Below are 13482 nucleotides of genomic sequence, written 5' to 3' on the forward strand. Positions count from 1 at the left end.
GCAGGACTTCCTCGAAACGCCAGGTGGCCTGTAATGCCCGACCTAGAGCTTTTTTATGCCTGGAAGCAGAACGGAGTGTTTGGAAGACAGGGGGGAGGAACAAGGTGAATTCAGGAGTGGTGGGGAAGGTATTTTCCGAAGCGCAAGAAAGTGTGAAGAGCGTGGCAAACGAAATAGGAAGGAGAGCCCTGACATTTGCGCGTGCGCTGACCGATGTTGCCGGGCCCAACCAGCGGAGCCCCAGGAACAATTCCGCCTGAGCGGGATTGTTCCTGGTTTTTTTAAAGCAGCAGGCTGCGAATATCCCCCAACACCTCCCCAAGCCTGCGGGTGAACCGCGCTGCCGCTGCGCCGTTGATTACCCGGTGGTCGTAGGACAGCGACAGCGGCAGCATCAGCCGGGGCTGGAAGACCTTGCCGTCCCACACCGGCTGGATGGCTGCCTTGCTCACACCGAGGATCGCCACTTCCGGCGCGTTGACGATGGGGGTGAAGCCGGTACCGCCGATGTGCCCGAGGCTGGAGATGGTGAAGCAGGCACCCTGCATGGCGTCGGCGGATAGCTTCTTCGTCCGCGCTTTCTCCGCCAGCTCGGCGGCCTCCAGCGCAAGCTGCAGCAGCCCCTTCCGGTCGACGTCGCGGATAACCGGCACCAGCAGGCCGTCCGGCGTGTCCACGGCGAAGCCGATGTGCACGTACTTCTTGCGGATCAACGCCTTGCCACTGGGGGCGAGGGAGCTGTTGAAGTCCGGCAGCTCGCGCAGCAGGTGGGCGCAGGCCTTGAGCAGGATCGGCAGGATGGTCAGCTTGGTGCCGGCCTTTTCCGCCGCCGCCTTCTGCGCGATGCGGAAGGCCTCCGCCTCGGTGATGTCGGCGGACTCGAATTGCGTCACATGGGGCACGTTCAGCCAGCTGCGGTGCAGGTTGCTGGCGCCGACCTGCATCAGGCGGGTCATCGCCACTTCCTCGGTTTCGCCGAACTTGCTGAAGTCGATCTCCGGGATCGGCGGGATGCCTGCGCCACCGGTTGCTCCTGCAGCGGCACCGGACTTGCTGCGTTGCAGCTGCTCCTTCACGAACGCCTGTACGTCTTCCTTGAGGATGCGGCCCTTGGGCCCGCTGCCGGTGACTTGCGCCAGCTCGACACCGAACTCGCGGGCGACCATGCGCACGGCGGGGCCCGCATGCACCCTGGTGCCGTCGCGGCTGGGCGCGCCCACCGGGGCGACGCCCGGCGCCTTGGGCGGTTCGGCTTTCGCCGCTGGAGCAGCGGCTGGTTTTTCTGCAGCGGCTGCGGGAGCCGCCGCTGCGCCCGCCACTTCCAGGTCGAGTATCTCGTCGCCTTCCGTGAGGGTGTCGCCGATCTTCACCTTGATCGCCTTCACCACGCCTGCTTTCGGCGCCGGAATCTCCATGCTGGCCTTGTCGGATTCCAGCGTCAGCAGGCTCTGGTCGGCCTCGATGTGGTCACCCACCTTGACCATCAGTTCGATGACGTTGCCCTGGCCGTTGCCGATATCGGGCACGCGGATGCTCTCCACGCCGCCACTGGCAGTCGGGGCGGGCGTTGGCTTTTCTTCCTTCGCCGGAGCCGGAGCAGAGGCGGGCGCCGCCGCGGCCGGCGTGCTGGTCGTAGCAGCGCCGCCCTCGGTTTCCAGTTCGAGGATGTCGTCGCCTTCCTTGAGGGTGTCGCCGATCTTCACCTTGATCGCCTTCACCACGCCCGCTTTCGGCGCGGGAATCTCCATGCTGGCCTTGTCGGACTCCAGCGTCAGCAGGCTCTGGTCGGCCTCGATGCGGTCACCGACCTTGACCATCAGTTCGATGATCTCGCCCTGGCCATTGCCGATGTCCGGCACCTTGATGGTTTCCACGCCGCCACCGGAAGGCGAAGGTTGAGGCGCCGGCGCTGCGGCGGGCTGGGGGGCCTCGGTGGCAGGTTGGGCCGGTTCCTCGGCCTTGGCTTCGGCGGCGCCGCCTTCGGCTTCCAGTTCGAGGATTTCATCGCCTTCCTTGAGGGTGTCGCCGATCTTCACCTTGATCGCCTTCACCACGCCCGCTTTCGGCGCGGGAATCTCCATGCTGGCCTTGTCGGACTCCAGCGTCAGCAGGCTCTGGTCGGCTTCGATGCGGTCGCCGACCTTGACCAGCAGTTCGATGACTTCACCCTGGCCGTTGCCGATGTCGGGTACGCGAATGGTCTCGCTCATCGTGCCTCTCCTCAGCAGTCCAGCGGGTTGGTTTTTTCCGGGTCGAGGCCGAACTTCGCGATGGCCTCGGCCACCACTTTCGGCTCGATGTCGCCGCGATCGGCCAGGGCCTCCAGCGCGGCGAGCACCACCCAGTGGCGGTCGACCTCGAAGAAGTGGCGCAGCTTGGCGCGGGTGTCGCTGCGGCCGAAGCCGTCGGTGCCCAGCACCTTGTATTCCTTGGTCGGCACCCACTGGCGAATCTGGTCGGCGTAGACCTTCATGTAGTCGGTGGACGCCACCACCGGCCCGCGCCGCCCGGCCAGGCACTGTTCGACATAGCTGGGCCGTGGCTTCTGTCCTGGATGCAGGCGGTTCCAGCGCTCCACCGCGAGGCCGTCGCGGCGCAGCTCGTTGAAGCTGGGCACCGACCAGACGTCCGCACCGATGCCGAAGTCGTCACGGAGGATTTTCGCCGCCGCTTCCACCTCGCGCAGGATGGTGCCCGAGCCGAGCAGCTGCACATGGTGCGCGGCGGCACGCTTGTCCTCGTCGAGCAGGTACATGCCCTTGATGATGCCTTCCTCGGCGCCCTTGGGCAGCGGTGGGTGAGGGTAGTTCTCGTTCATCACGGTGATGTAGTAGAAGACCTCCTGCTGCTCCTCCATCATCTGCCGCACGCCTTCCTGGATGATCACCGCCAGCTCGTAGGAGTAGGTCGGGTCGTAGGTGCGGCAGTTGGGGATGACCGAAGCCAGCACGTGGCTGTGGCCGTCCTCGTGCTGCAGGCCTTCGCCGTTGAGCGTGGTGCGCCCGGCGGTGCCGCCCAGCAGGAAGCCGCGCGTCAGGCTGTCACCGGCCGCCCAGGCCAGGTCGCCGATGCGCTGGAAGCCGAACATCGAATAGAAGATGTAGAACGGCAGCATCGGCTGGCGGTAGTTGCTGTAGGCCGTGCCGGCGGCGATGAAGGACGACATGGCACCGGCCTCGGTAATGCCTTCTTCGAGGATCTGGCCCTTCTTGTCCTCGCGGTAGAACATCAGCTGTTCCTTGTCGACCGGCTCGTAGAGCTGGCCCACCGAGGAGTAGATACCGAGCTGGCGGAACATGCCTTCCATGCCGAAGGTGCGTGCCTCGTCGGGAATGATCGGCACGATGCGCTGGCCTAGCTCCTTGTCTTTCACCAGCTGCGAGATGATCCGCACGAAGGCCATGGTGGTGGAAATCTCGCGGTCGCCCGAGCCATCGAGCAGCGCCTTGAGCGTCTCCAGCGGCGGTGCCGGGATGCGCTGGCTGTTGCCGTGGCGGTGGGGCATGAAGCCGCCCAGGGAAGCGCGACGCTCCTTCAGGTAGCGCGCCTCGGCGCTGCCTTCGTCGGGGCGGTAGAAGGGCAGCTTGGCCAGGTCCGCGTCCTTGATCGGGATGTCGAAGCGGTCGCGGAAGGCGCGCAGGCTGTCCACGTCGATCTCGTGGATGTTGTGGGCGATGTTCTTCGCCTCGCCGGTGCCGGTGCCGTAGCCCTTGATGGTCTTGGCCAGCACTACGCTGGGTTGGCCCTTGTGGTTCACCGCGGCGTGGTAGGCGGCGTAGACCTTGTAGGGATCGTGGCCGCCGCGGTTGAGCTTCCAGATTTCCTCGTCGGAGAGGTCCTTGACCATCTCCAGCAGCTCCGGCCGCGCGCCGAAGAAGTGCTCGCGGACAAAGGCCCCGTCCTTGGCCTTGTAGTTCTGGTAGTCGCCGTCCACCGCCTCGTCCATGCGCGCCTGCATCAGGCCGGCGGTATCCTTGGCGAACAGCGGGTCCCAGAAACGGCCCCAGATCACCTTGATCACGTTCCAGTTGGCGCCACGGAACACGCCTTCCAGTTCCTGGATGATCTTGCCGTTGCCGCGCACCGGGCCGTCCAGGCGCTGCAGGTTGCAGTTCACCACGAAGATCAGGTTGTCGAGCTTCTCGCGCCCGGCCAGGGAGATCGCGCCCAGGGATTCCGGCTCGTCGGTCTCGCCATCACCCAGGAAGCACCAGACCTTCTGCTTGCCGGCGGGAATGAAGCCACGACTCTCCAGGTACTTCATGAAGCGCGCCTGGTAGATCGCCTGGATCGGCCCCAGGCCCATGGACACCGTCGGGAACTGCCAGAACTTCGGCATCAGGCGCGGGTGCGGATAGGAGGAAATGCCCTTGCCGTCGACCTCCTGGCGGAAGTTCTCCAGTTGCTCGTCGGTAAGCAGGCCCTCGATGTAGGCGCGGGCGTAGAAGCCCGGCGAGGCGTGGCCCTGGAAGTAGATCAGGTCGCCGGCGTGTTCCTCGGTGGGGCCGTTGAAGAAGTAGTTGAAGCCGATGTCGTAGAGGGTCGCCGAGGAAGCGAAGGTGGAAATGTGTCCGCCCAGCGACGGGTCCTTGTGGTTGGCGCGCATCACCATGGCCAGCGCGTTCCAGCGCACCAGCGAGCGGATGCGCCGCTCCATGAACAGGTCGCCCGGCATGCGGGCTTCGTGGCCTACCGGGATGGTGTTGCGGTAAGGCGTGGTGATGGCGTAGGGCAGTTGCGTGCCGGTTCGGCTGGCCAGCTCGCCTAGGCGAGTCATCAGGTAGTGGGCGCGCTCTTCGCCTTCTTTTTCCAGTACGGATTCCAGCGCGTCCAGCCATTCCTGGGTTTCGACGGGGTCGATATCGTGCATGGTCAGGGGTCCTGGTTACGGGGTCGGCTCTACGCAATGCCGGCTCCGGGCCAGGTGATCCATCGGTTTGGCGCAGTGGGCGGCAACCCTCGTGAGGCCGCCGCGCTGCCGCCGGCACGCGCGTGTGGCTATAGAGCTTAGACAGCTCTGGCGCCACTGCCCGTCCGGTTGGTCGAGTCAGGACGTCGCAGCGGGGTTAGCGAAGCGAGTCACGCCGCAGATCGTCGCCCCGACTCCAGTGCGCGGCCACCAGCCGGTCGCGCCCGGCCTGCTTGGCCTGGTAGAGCAGGCGATCCACCGCCGCGACGAAGTCCAGCGGACGGTCGCTGGAGGCGGGCACGGCGGTACCGACGCCAAGGCTGATGGTCAGGAGATCGGAGACGGCAGACTTCTCGTGGGCAATGCGCTGCTCGCGCAGCACGCTGCGGCAACGCTCGGCGATCTGCCGCGCGGCCTCGCTGTCGGTCTCCGGCAGCACCAGCACGAACTCCTCGCCACCGAAGCGTGCGATGAAGTCCCTGGGCCGATGCAGCGCGCCGGCCAGCGCCTTGCCGACGCTGCGCAGGCAGTCGTCGCCCTGGATGTGCCCGTAGTGATCGTTGAACTGCTTGAAGTAGTCGATATCCAGCAGCACCAGCGAGATCGGCTGGCCGCTGCGCTGGGCGCTGCCCCATTCGGTGTCCAGCACCGAGTCGAACATGCGCCGGTTGGCCACGCCGGTCAGGCCGTCCTTGTACGAATACTCCTCCAGCTGGCGCTGCAGCATGATCAACTGCTCTTCGGCGCGCTTGCGCTCGCTGATGTCGAACATGAAGCCGACCAGCGAATCCACCTCGCCATTGTCGTCGCGCACCACGTGCACCACGTCGCGGATCCACACGTAGTCACCGGAGGAGGTGAGGGCGCGGTAGTCCGCCTCGTGGTCGGTGCCCTCGCGGGACTGCGACACACAGAAGTTCACCACGCGCTCGCGATCCTCCGGGTGCATGCGCTCGGCCCAGTCGTTGGCGCTGACCCAGCTGGCCTGGCTCCAGCCCAGAAGTTCTTCGATCTGTGGGCCGATGTAGGCGAAGGTCATGGATCGCCAGTCGATCTTCCAAGGAATGGCACGGGTGGATTCGAGGAGGGTCTGGTAGACGGGATTTTCCGGGGAGGCGTCGTACGGCATGGCGGCGGCTCTCTGATGGCACTGTGCCCTGTTCTACCACAGTGCGATGACCGAAAGCCGGCTGATTGTGTCAGCCGGCAGTATGAAAGCGGCGGGGCGACGGACGGTCGTTTCTGACAGAGACGGATTCTTCAGCAATTCATAACGGGTTCTTCACGAATCCGGCGATAGGGTTTGCTTGCCCGCCATCTGACAACCCCGCAGTGCGATGGTCATCCCAGGGATGGGTCGGGCCTCCCTCCTTCGAAGAGGGAACGGACGCGGACCCTTTTCCAGCTGCACGGCCTGAACCATGCCCATCCCGAAGTTCTTCAGATCACTGTCCCGCGGTTGGTTGTCCTTGCTGGCGATCCTCCCGGTGATCGCCCTGCTCAGCGGCTTCCTGCCGCTGGACTTCTCGCGGCCGACTCCCCTGGTAGGCGATGCCCAGCGCCAGGCGGAATTGCGCGAGCACTGGCAGAACGGCGACCTGATCGTGCTGGTGCGTCACGCCGAACGGTGTGACCGTTCCAGTGCGCCCTGCCTGGGCAATGTCGATGGCATCACCGTGCGTGGCGGCCAGAGTGCCCATGCCATCGGCCAGGACTTCGCCACCCTCGGCCTGGCCAATGCCGACATCCTCAGCAGTGAACAGCTGCGGGCGGTGCAGACCGCCACCTCGATGTTCGGCCGCACGCCGCAGGAGCAGCCCTGGCTGTACAAATGCGAAGGCTCGATGCTGGACCAGGCGCTGCAGCACAAGGTGGCGCACCGCAATCTGATCCTGGTGACCCACAGCGAATGCATCGAGGACCTGGAACACTCGGTAAGCGTGGACGACCCCGCAACCCCGGATTACGCCTCGACGCTCTTCGTGCTCAGTGAATCGGACAAGAGCCCGCGCCTGCTCGGTTACCTCGACGCCGACCAGTGGCCGCTGAACGTCAGCGGGCGCTGATCTGGCTGGGCGTGGCGCCCAGTCGGTAACGTTGCAACTCCTCCGGAGTCAGCACACGCATGCGCTGCGGATCGATGCTCTGCATGGTGTCGGCCAGTTCCAGCGGAATGTCCATGTCGCGGAAATAGGTGCGGGCGTTATAGCTGCCCGCCGCCTGGGACGAATCGCCGGCGGGGTAGTAAGGGCGATGCAGCCCCACATAGCCGCGCACCGTGCGGTGCTTGCCGGCGGCCAGCAGGTAGACGCAGGAGCCCTGGCAGACGCTGTTGGTCGGCACCAGGGTCTCGAAGCCGGACTCGCGCAGCAGGCGGCCCATCTTGATCGATTCGGCGGCGCTGCCTCCGATGCTGTCCAGCAGGGCCACCTTGCGGGCGAACTTGCCCGGGTTGGCCATCAGCCCCTTGAACAGGCGCTCGTAGTCGCCCGGAGCGATTTCCTCGCTGATCCGTACCGCCAGCACTTCGCCCACCTTGGAATGCTGCACGGGCTTCACCTCGACCTGGGCGACGGCAAGGCCGGAGGACAGCGCAAGGGTGCAAAGCAGGGCAGCGCGAAGCATGGGGTAAATCCTGTACGGGCGTCTTATAGGAAGGCGCTGAAGATACCCTGATACGCGGCGTCCGTCAGCCTGTCAGCTGGCCTTCAGGCAGGTGCGCAGCAGGCGGCGTGCCGACTTGTTGACCCGGCGGCGCTCCAGTTCTTCGGGCGCGAACCAGCGGCAGTCGGCGATCTCGTTCAGGGGCGTGGGCTGCTGCGCCGGGTCGACCGGCGTCTCGAACACGTAGTGCAGCGTCTGGTACAGCTCCAGCGGTGCGACGTAGTTCAGCTGTTCGATGGCCAGCCCGGTTTCCTCGATCAGCTCGCGGGTGGCGGCCTGGCCGGGGCGTTCGTCGGCCTCGATGCGGCCGCCGGGGAGGTTCCATTTCGACTTGGATTTGCGCACGAAGAGAATCTTGTCGTCGAGGCGGCAGATGACCGTTGCACGCTCTTTCAGGTTCTTAGCCATACCGGCTGCTCCTCGACAATCTTCCAACAGTATTCAAGGTAGACATTAATCAGATATTTCCAACCAGATGAACTGGTTACGGCGTTTATGTCGACAAATGGTAAGGATTGGTCGCTGGAAAGGTATGTCAGGGCTTTCTGAAGAAATGCTCGTCCTATTCCCGACTCGTATTTCCTTCAGAGTCGACCCGTGTTCTGGGTTGAAGTGCGAACTTTCTGTCCGCCCTGCAGGACGCCTACTTAGGACATGTCGCTCTTCTCGAACTCCTCGCCCAGAAAATCGAGCAAGGTTCGTACCGACGGCAGCAAGCCGCGCCGCGAAGGGAACACCGCATGGACCACGCCGGTGCGTGGCGCCCAGTCGGGCAGCAGGTTCACCAGCTTGCCGTCATTCAGGTCATCGCAGACCACCACGGCAGGCATGTGCACCGCGCCGGCGCCCGCCAGCGCGGCCTGACGCAGGGCGACCAGATCGTCGGTGACCATTCGCGGCTGGTAGCGCACCTGCGCGCTGGCGCCCTTGGGGCCGTCCAGCAGCCACTGGTATTCGCGCTGCACCACGCCCCAATGCAGCGTCGGCAGGGCGGCCACGTCGGCGGGCGTCGGCCTGGCCGGCAGGCGCTCGCGCAAGGCCGGGGCACCCACCACACGCTGGCGGCTTTCGCCCAGTACCTTCATCACCAGGTCGCTGCTTTCCAGTGGCGGGAAGCGCACCCGCAGGGCGATGTCGATGCCTTCCTGGATCAGGTCCACCTGGCGGTTGGTGCTCTGCACATGCAGCTCCACCAGCGGGTACTGCACCATGAAGCGCGCCAGCATCGGGCCGACCCAGAAGTTCAGCAGCGCCGTGGGGCAGCTCAGGTTCACCACCCCGCGCGGTTCGGAACGGTGCTGCTCGACGGCCTCGGTGGCCGCCGCCGCTTCCACCAGCATCGCCACGCAGTGCCGGTAGAACACCTGGCCTATCTCGGTCACCGAGAAGTGCCGCGTCGAACGCTGGATCAGCCTCACGCCCAGACGCTCCTCCAGCGCGGCGATGCGCCGGCTGAGCTTCGACTTGGGCTCGTCCAGGGCGCGGCCGGCCGGGGTGAAACCGCCGTGCTCGACCACCTGGGCGAAGTAATAGAGGTCGTTGAGATCGTCCATTTCAGTGTTCCTCTTGTGGAACACTGATACTAATTTTTGCCGTCTACCGAGGCAATTGTTCCATCCGTATCGTGGCCTCCATGCACTACAGGAGGCACCCATGAAACAGATTCTTGGCATCTACAGCGCCGCCCGCCCGCATTGGGTCGGTGACGGTTTTCCGGTCCGCACGCTGTTCTCCTACGACAGCCTGGGCGAGCACCTCAGCCCCTTCCTGCTGCTCGACCATGCCGGCCCCCACGCTTTCGGCCCCAGCACGGTGCGCCGTGGCGTCGGCCAGCACCCGCACCGGGGCTTCGAGACCGTGACCCTGGTCTATGACGGAGAACTGGAGCACCGCGACTCCAGCGGCGGTGGCGGCCGCATCGGCCCTGGCGACGTGCAGTGGATGACTGCCGGCGACGGCATCCTCCACGAGGAATACCACTCGCTGGACTTCGCCCGCAGCGGCGGCAACCTGCACATGGCCCAGCTCTGGGTGAACCTGCCGGCCCGCCACAAGCGCACCGCACCGGCCTACCAGACGCTGCTGGCCGGTGACATCCCGCGCATCGAACTGGCCGACGGCGCCGGCAGCCTGCGGGTGATTGCCGGTGACTACGCTGGCCACGCCGGTCCGGCCCACACCTTCAGCCCGCTGGATGTCTGGGACTTGCGCCTGCAGCCCGGTCGCCCGTTGGAACTGGCCGTCAAGGCGGGGCGTAACACCGCCCTGGTGGTGCTGCGCGGCAACGTCCGGCTGGGCGGCGGCGAAACGCTGCGCGAAGGCCAGCTGGCGCTGTTCGACCGGCGCGGCGACAGCCTGCAGCTGGAAGCCGAGAGCGACGCCCTGGTGCTGCTGCTCAGTGGCGAGCCGCTGGACGAGCCCATCGTCGGTTACGGCCCCTTCGTGATGAACAGCGAAAGCGAAATCCAGCAGGCCATTGCGGACGTCCAGAACGGACGTTTCGGACAGATGACCCGCTGATGTCATACCCCCGACTCAGGCCTCGCCTAGTCTGGATGAACGCCCGCGCAGGAGGCGCGGGTTTCTTGGGCCGGACGCCCCTTGTGGAGACCACGACATGAGCCACTTCAACCAGATTGCCAACTTCAACGGCCAGCGCCCGGTGATCGATCCCGACGACACCGCCATGCTGCTCATCGACCACCAGAGCGGCCTGTTCCAGACGGTCAAGGACATGCCCATGACCGAACTGCGCAATAACGCCATCACCCTGGCGAGGATCGCCACCCTGGCGAAAATCCCGGTGATCACCACCGCGTCGGTGCCGCAGGGGCCCAACGGCCCGCTGATCCCCGAAATCCACGAGGCCGCGCCGCATGCGCAGTACGTGGCGCGCAAGGGCGAGATCAACGCCTGGGACAACCCCGAATTCGTCGCCGCCGTCGAGGCCACCGGCAAGAAGACCCTGGTCATCGCCGGCACCATCACCAGCGTATGCATGGCCTTCCCGGCGATTGCCGCGGTCAACGCCGGCTACCGGGTCTTCGCCGTGATCGACGCCTCCGGCACCTACTCCAAGGCCGCGCAGGAAATCACCCTGGCGCGTGTCGTCCAGGCTGGCGTGGTGCCCATGGATACCGCCGCCGTCGCCTCGGAAATCCAGCGCACCTGGAACCGCCCCGACGCCGCACAGTGGGCCGAGGCCTACAGCCTGATCTTCCCGCACTACCGCCTGCTGATCGAAAGCTACACCAAGGCCCAGCAGGTGGTGACCGAACACGAAGTACTGGACTCCCAGCGCTGAACCGACCCTTGCCCGGCTCCGGCCGGGCTTTCACTGCAACGAGGAAACGCCATGAGCAAGCCCTACGTCCGTCTCGACAAGACCCAGGCCGCCGTATTGCTGGTCGATCACCAGGCCGGTCTGCTCTCGCTGGTGCGCGACATCGAACCGGACAAGTTCAAGAACAACGTCCTGGCCCTGGCCGACCTGGCCAAGTACTTCAAGCTGCCGACCATCCTCACTACCAGTTTCGAGAACGGCCCCAACGGCCCGCTGGTTCCCGAGCTGAAAGACCTGTTCCCCGACGCGCCCTACATCGCCCGTCCCGGCAACATCAACGCCTGGGACAACGAGGACTTCGTCAAGGCGGTGAAGGCCACCGGCAAGAAGCAGTTGATCATTGCCGGCGTGGTCACCGAGGTCTGTGTAGCCTTCCCGGCGCTGTCGGCGCTGGAAGAGGGCTTCGAGGTCTTCGTCGTCGCCGATGCCTCCGGCACCTTCAACGAAGTTACCCGCGATGCTGCCTGGCGCCGGATGGAGGCGGCCGGCGCGCAGATGATGACCTGGTTCGGCGTGGCCTGTGAGCTGCATCGCGACTGGCGCAACGACATCGAAGGGTTGGCCGCGCTGTTCTCCAACCACATCCCGGACTACCGCAACCTGATCACCAGCTACAGCACGCTCACCGCCAAGAAGTGAGGCAGCGCCGTCGGGTCGGCGCAGCGAGGCCGACCCGGCGGCGGAGCTTATCGATCCAGCGGCCCCGCCTTGTAGCCGGGGCGCTCCAGGGCCAGTTCGTAGAGTTGGCGGGCTTCGCTGACCAGTGGCGCCAAGGCGGAGGCGAGGCGGGCGGTGGCGCGGATGAGGCCGCTGTCGCTGTCGTCTTCCATCAGTTGCAGCAGGTCTTCGACCGCCGTGATGCGGCGCAGGGCGGCTTCGCGCAGGTGTTCGACCGGGGCCAGGGCGTTGATGAAGAGGACTTCTTCGCCGAATTGGCCGGTCAAGGGGACTGGGAGGAATTCACGCATGGGGCACCTCCGGGGGGAGGGTTGAAGCGTGGTGTGGTGGACGGTGGGGCGCGGGGGAGAAAGGGGGGTAGTTCATATCAGCATTTCCTCTGTCTGACTAAGGAACCGCCTATCGACCTTCCTACGGGTAAAAGAGGCGGACCGTGCAAGGGTAGGAAACCGGGACAGAGCAACCGGCAGGCCGAAGCCTCCTCACACGGGCCGCCATAGAAACACGACGTCGCAAGTCGAACTGCGCCTGCTAATCGTGGCTACGGAGCTACCGTGCCTCTGTTCGGTTGAGCCGGGTTCCTACGCCCGTCCGCGATGAACTGCGGCGAACCAGAGGCTAGGGACGGCGCTCGTAGGCCCGCAAGGCTAATGGCTCGTGGGACTTTTCGGTTGCTGGCGGCGATCCCGAGCCAGGACATTGCCGACAGAATGAAACGGGTCTCATCCGTTCCCCCAGCATGTAGGACCATTCCCCTTGCAGGAGTGGCACCCTGGTGTTCGCCCTTGGAAGACGCATAGCGCTGCAATGGATTTCGCGGAGCTGGCTTCGGGCTAAAGGATGTGCACCACAATTCTGCAATCTCGCCGGCTGTCCCTCCCGCTTCCAGGCTCCGCCCGCAGCTGCGGGGCTTAGCATCCGAGCGGTCTACCGCCACACGTTGCGAGAGGGGGCCTGCGGATGCCCGGTACCGAGTTCCAATGGCTGGCTGTCGTCTTCGGCATGTTGACGGGGCTTGGTGTCACGCGGCTGCTGTCTGGTGTTGTGGCGACGCTGCGTTCACGGGCGACCTCGAAGATCGATTGGTTGCCGCTGATCTGGAGCGCCTCGCTCTTCCTGATGCTGCTCGAATATTGGTGGAGCACCTACTCCCTGAAGTCCTTGATCAATGTCTGGACATACAACGAGTTTCTGCGACTGCTGGTATCGCCGCTGCTGCTGTTCTTCAGTGCGGCGCTCATTCTGCCGGTTCACGAGCTGAAGGCCGGCGAGACTCACCAGGAGGTATTCGAATCCCACGGGCACTGGGCCCTCCTCGGGTTCAGCGCCTATTACGCCGAATACTTCTGGGAAGCGGCGAGGTACTGGGACAACCAATGGTTCAGCGGCTGGGGCGTCTTCATGGTGGTGATCATCCTGTTGCCGATCATCGCCTTCTTCAGCTCTCGCCGAGTCCATCTGGTCATCGCCACGGCCATTCTTGTCATTCAGGTACTGGGAATCTCAGTGGATTTTGGCGAGCTTCAGGACGTCCGTTTCTAAGGCGAAAGGCGGCCGCGACCGCCCCGCCGACCTACAAATCAGAGCATCGAGAAGTTGTAGCTGGCGATCAGCCGCACCTCGTCCACATCGCGCGCCGACTGTTCGTAGTTGGTGCGGTAGGTGGCGTTGCGCAGGCGCAGGCTGAGGTCCTTGAAGGTGCCGGTCTGGATCACGTACTTGAACTCCACGTCGCGCTCCCATTCCTTGCCCTCGTCGCCGTTGGCCAGGGCGATGTGGTCGCCGTTGACGTAGCGGGTCATGAAGCTCAGGCCGGGCACACCGACGCTGCGCAGGTCGAAGTCGTAGCGCAGTTGCCAGGAGCGCTCCTGGGCGTTGGCGAAGTCGT

13 protein-coding genes are annotated in these 13482 nt (G+C 65.0%); 5 read left to right on the plus strand and 8 right to left on the minus strand.

The features are described 5' to 3' along the window. Positions 1 to 281: 281 nt before the first annotated feature. The 3 genes from aceF to IB256_RS27380 all read right to left on the minus strand — a co-directional run bounded on the left by aceF (position 282) and on the right by IB256_RS27380 (position 6038). The gene (gene aceF, locus IB256_RS27370) at positions 282 to 2210 is read right to left on the minus strand and encodes a dihydrolipoyllysine-residue acetyltransferase (RefSeq protein ID WP_192404727.1); all 1929 of its coding nucleotides are present in this window, start codon (positions 2208 to 2210) and stop codon (positions 282 to 284) included. 11 nt (positions 2211 to 2221) lie between these two features. Next, positions 2222 to 4870, minus strand: coding sequence for a pyruvate dehydrogenase (acetyl-transferring), homodimeric type (gene aceE / locus IB256_RS27375; protein WP_192404728.1), 2649 nt, complete (start codon positions 4868 to 4870; stop codon positions 2222 to 2224). Between the two features lie 196 nt (positions 4871 to 5066). Further along, a complete protein-coding gene (locus IB256_RS27380; protein WP_151187634.1) occupies positions 5067 to 6038 on the minus strand; it encodes a GGDEF domain-containing protein in 972 nt (323 codons plus the stop codon). A gap of 292 nt (positions 6039 to 6330) precedes the next feature. On the opposite strand from IB256_RS27380, the gene IB256_RS27385 reads away from it, so the two are divergent. Next, a complete protein-coding gene (locus IB256_RS27385; protein ID WP_151187633.1) occupies positions 6331 to 6975 on the plus strand; it encodes a histidine phosphatase family protein in 645 nt (214 codons plus the stop codon). On the opposite strand, the gene IB256_RS27390 is transcribed toward IB256_RS27385, so the two are convergent. The 3 genes from IB256_RS27390 to IB256_RS27400 form a co-directional block, all read right to left on the minus strand. Then, entirely contained in the window at positions 6962 to 7534 is a 573-nt protein-coding gene (locus IB256_RS27390) for a hypothetical protein (protein WP_081518520.1), read from the minus strand. The two genes, IB256_RS27385 and IB256_RS27390, sit on opposite strands and share 14 nt — an antisense overlap. 72 nt (positions 7535 to 7606) lie before the next feature. Further along, on the minus strand, positions 7607 to 7981 hold the full coding sequence (locus tag IB256_RS27395; protein WP_081518519.1) for an NUDIX hydrolase: 375 nt from the start codon (positions 7979 to 7981) through the stop codon (positions 7607 to 7609). A gap of 239 nt (positions 7982 to 8220) precedes the next feature. Then, positions 8221 to 9126, minus strand: a complete 906-nt coding sequence (locus IB256_RS27400; RefSeq protein ID WP_081518518.1) for a LysR family transcriptional regulator — start codon at positions 9124 to 9126, stop codon at positions 8221 to 8223. 100 nt (positions 9127 to 9226) lie between these two features. Between IB256_RS27400 and IB256_RS27405 the strand changes: the two genes are divergently transcribed. The 3 genes from IB256_RS27405 (at position 9227) to ycaC (ending at position 11555) form a co-directional block, all read left to right on the plus strand. Next, positions 9227 to 10093 carry a pirin family protein gene (locus IB256_RS27405; RefSeq protein WP_192404729.1) on the plus strand — a complete coding sequence of 289 codons (867 nt, stop codon included), beginning with the start codon at positions 9227 to 9229 and terminating at the stop codon, positions 10091 to 10093. 97 nt (positions 10094 to 10190) lie between these two features. Then, the gene (locus tag IB256_RS27410; RefSeq protein ID WP_081518516.1) at positions 10191 to 10877 is read left to right on the plus strand and encodes a hydrolase; all 687 of its coding nucleotides are present in this window, start codon (positions 10191 to 10193) and stop codon (positions 10875 to 10877) included. 51 nt (positions 10878 to 10928) lie between these two features. Further along, positions 10929 to 11555: an isochorismate family cysteine hydrolase YcaC gene (ycaC, locus tag IB256_RS27415; protein ID WP_081518515.1), complete on the plus strand. Its 627-nt coding sequence runs from the start codon at positions 10929 to 10931 to the stop codon at positions 11553 to 11555. Between the two features lie 47 nt (positions 11556 to 11602). On the opposite strand, the gene IB256_RS27420 is transcribed toward ycaC, so the two are convergent. Then, on the minus strand, positions 11603 to 11884 hold the full coding sequence (locus tag IB256_RS27420) for a hypothetical protein (RefSeq protein WP_081518514.1): 282 nt from the start codon (positions 11882 to 11884) through the stop codon (positions 11603 to 11605). A 670-nt stretch (positions 11885 to 12554) separates the two neighbouring features. On the opposite strand from IB256_RS27420, the gene IB256_RS27425 reads away from it, so the two are divergent. Continuing rightward, the gene (locus IB256_RS27425) at positions 12555 to 13136 is read left to right on the plus strand and encodes a hypothetical protein (RefSeq protein ID WP_081518513.1); all 582 of its coding nucleotides are present in this window, start codon (positions 12555 to 12557) and stop codon (positions 13134 to 13136) included. A gap of 38 nt (positions 13137 to 13174) precedes the next feature. Here the strand turns inward: IB256_RS27425 and IB256_RS27430 are convergent. After that, positions 13175 to 13482, minus strand: a 308-nt coding sequence (locus IB256_RS27430; protein ID WP_192404730.1) for an OprD family outer membrane porin, incomplete at its 5' end; no start/stop codon positions are given.

The sequence above is a fragment of the Pseudomonas sp. PDM17 genome, assembly GCF_014851985.1.
Taxonomy (GTDB): domain Bacteria; phylum Pseudomonadota; class Gammaproteobacteria; order Pseudomonadales; family Pseudomonadaceae; genus Pseudomonas.

Bases quoted from the DNA above. Each gene is read 5' to 3' on its own strand.
- aceF (WP_192404727.1), bottom strand. From the start codon at position 2,210: ATGAGCGAGACCATTCGCGTACCCGACATCGGCAACGGCCAGGGTGAA.
- aceE (WP_192404728.1), bottom strand. From the start codon at position 4,870: ATGCACGATATCGACCCCGTCGAAACCCAGGAATGGCTGGACGCGCTG.
- IB256_RS27380 (WP_151187634.1), bottom strand. From the start codon at position 6,038: ATGCCGTACGACGCCTCCCCGGAAAATCCCGTCTACCAGACCCTCCTC.
- IB256_RS27385 (WP_151187633.1), top strand. From the start codon at position 6,331: ATGCCCATCCCGAAGTTCTTCAGATCACTGTCCCGCGGTTGGTTGTCC.
- IB256_RS27390 (WP_081518520.1), bottom strand. From the start codon at position 7,534: ATGCTTCGCGCTGCCCTGCTTTGCACCCTTGCGCTGTCCTCCGGCCTT.
- IB256_RS27395 (WP_081518519.1), bottom strand. From the start codon at position 7,981: ATGGCTAAGAACCTGAAAGAGCGTGCAACGGTCATCTGCCGCCTCGAC.
- IB256_RS27400 (WP_081518518.1), bottom strand. From the start codon at position 9,126: ATGGACGATCTCAACGACCTCTATTACTTCGCCCAGGTGGTCGAGCAC.
- IB256_RS27405 (WP_192404729.1), top strand. From the start codon at position 9,227: ATGAAACAGATTCTTGGCATCTACAGCGCCGCCCGCCCGCATTGGGTC.
- IB256_RS27410 (WP_081518516.1), top strand. From the start codon at position 10,191: ATGAGCCACTTCAACCAGATTGCCAACTTCAACGGCCAGCGCCCGGTG.
- ycaC (WP_081518515.1), top strand. From the start codon at position 10,929: ATGAGCAAGCCCTACGTCCGTCTCGACAAGACCCAGGCCGCCGTATTG.
- IB256_RS27420 (WP_081518514.1), bottom strand. From the start codon at position 11,884: ATGCGTGAATTCCTCCCAGTCCCCTTGACCGGCCAATTCGGCGAAGAA.
- IB256_RS27425 (WP_081518513.1), top strand. From the start codon at position 12,555: ATGCCCGGTACCGAGTTCCAATGGCTGGCTGTCGTCTTCGGCATGTTG.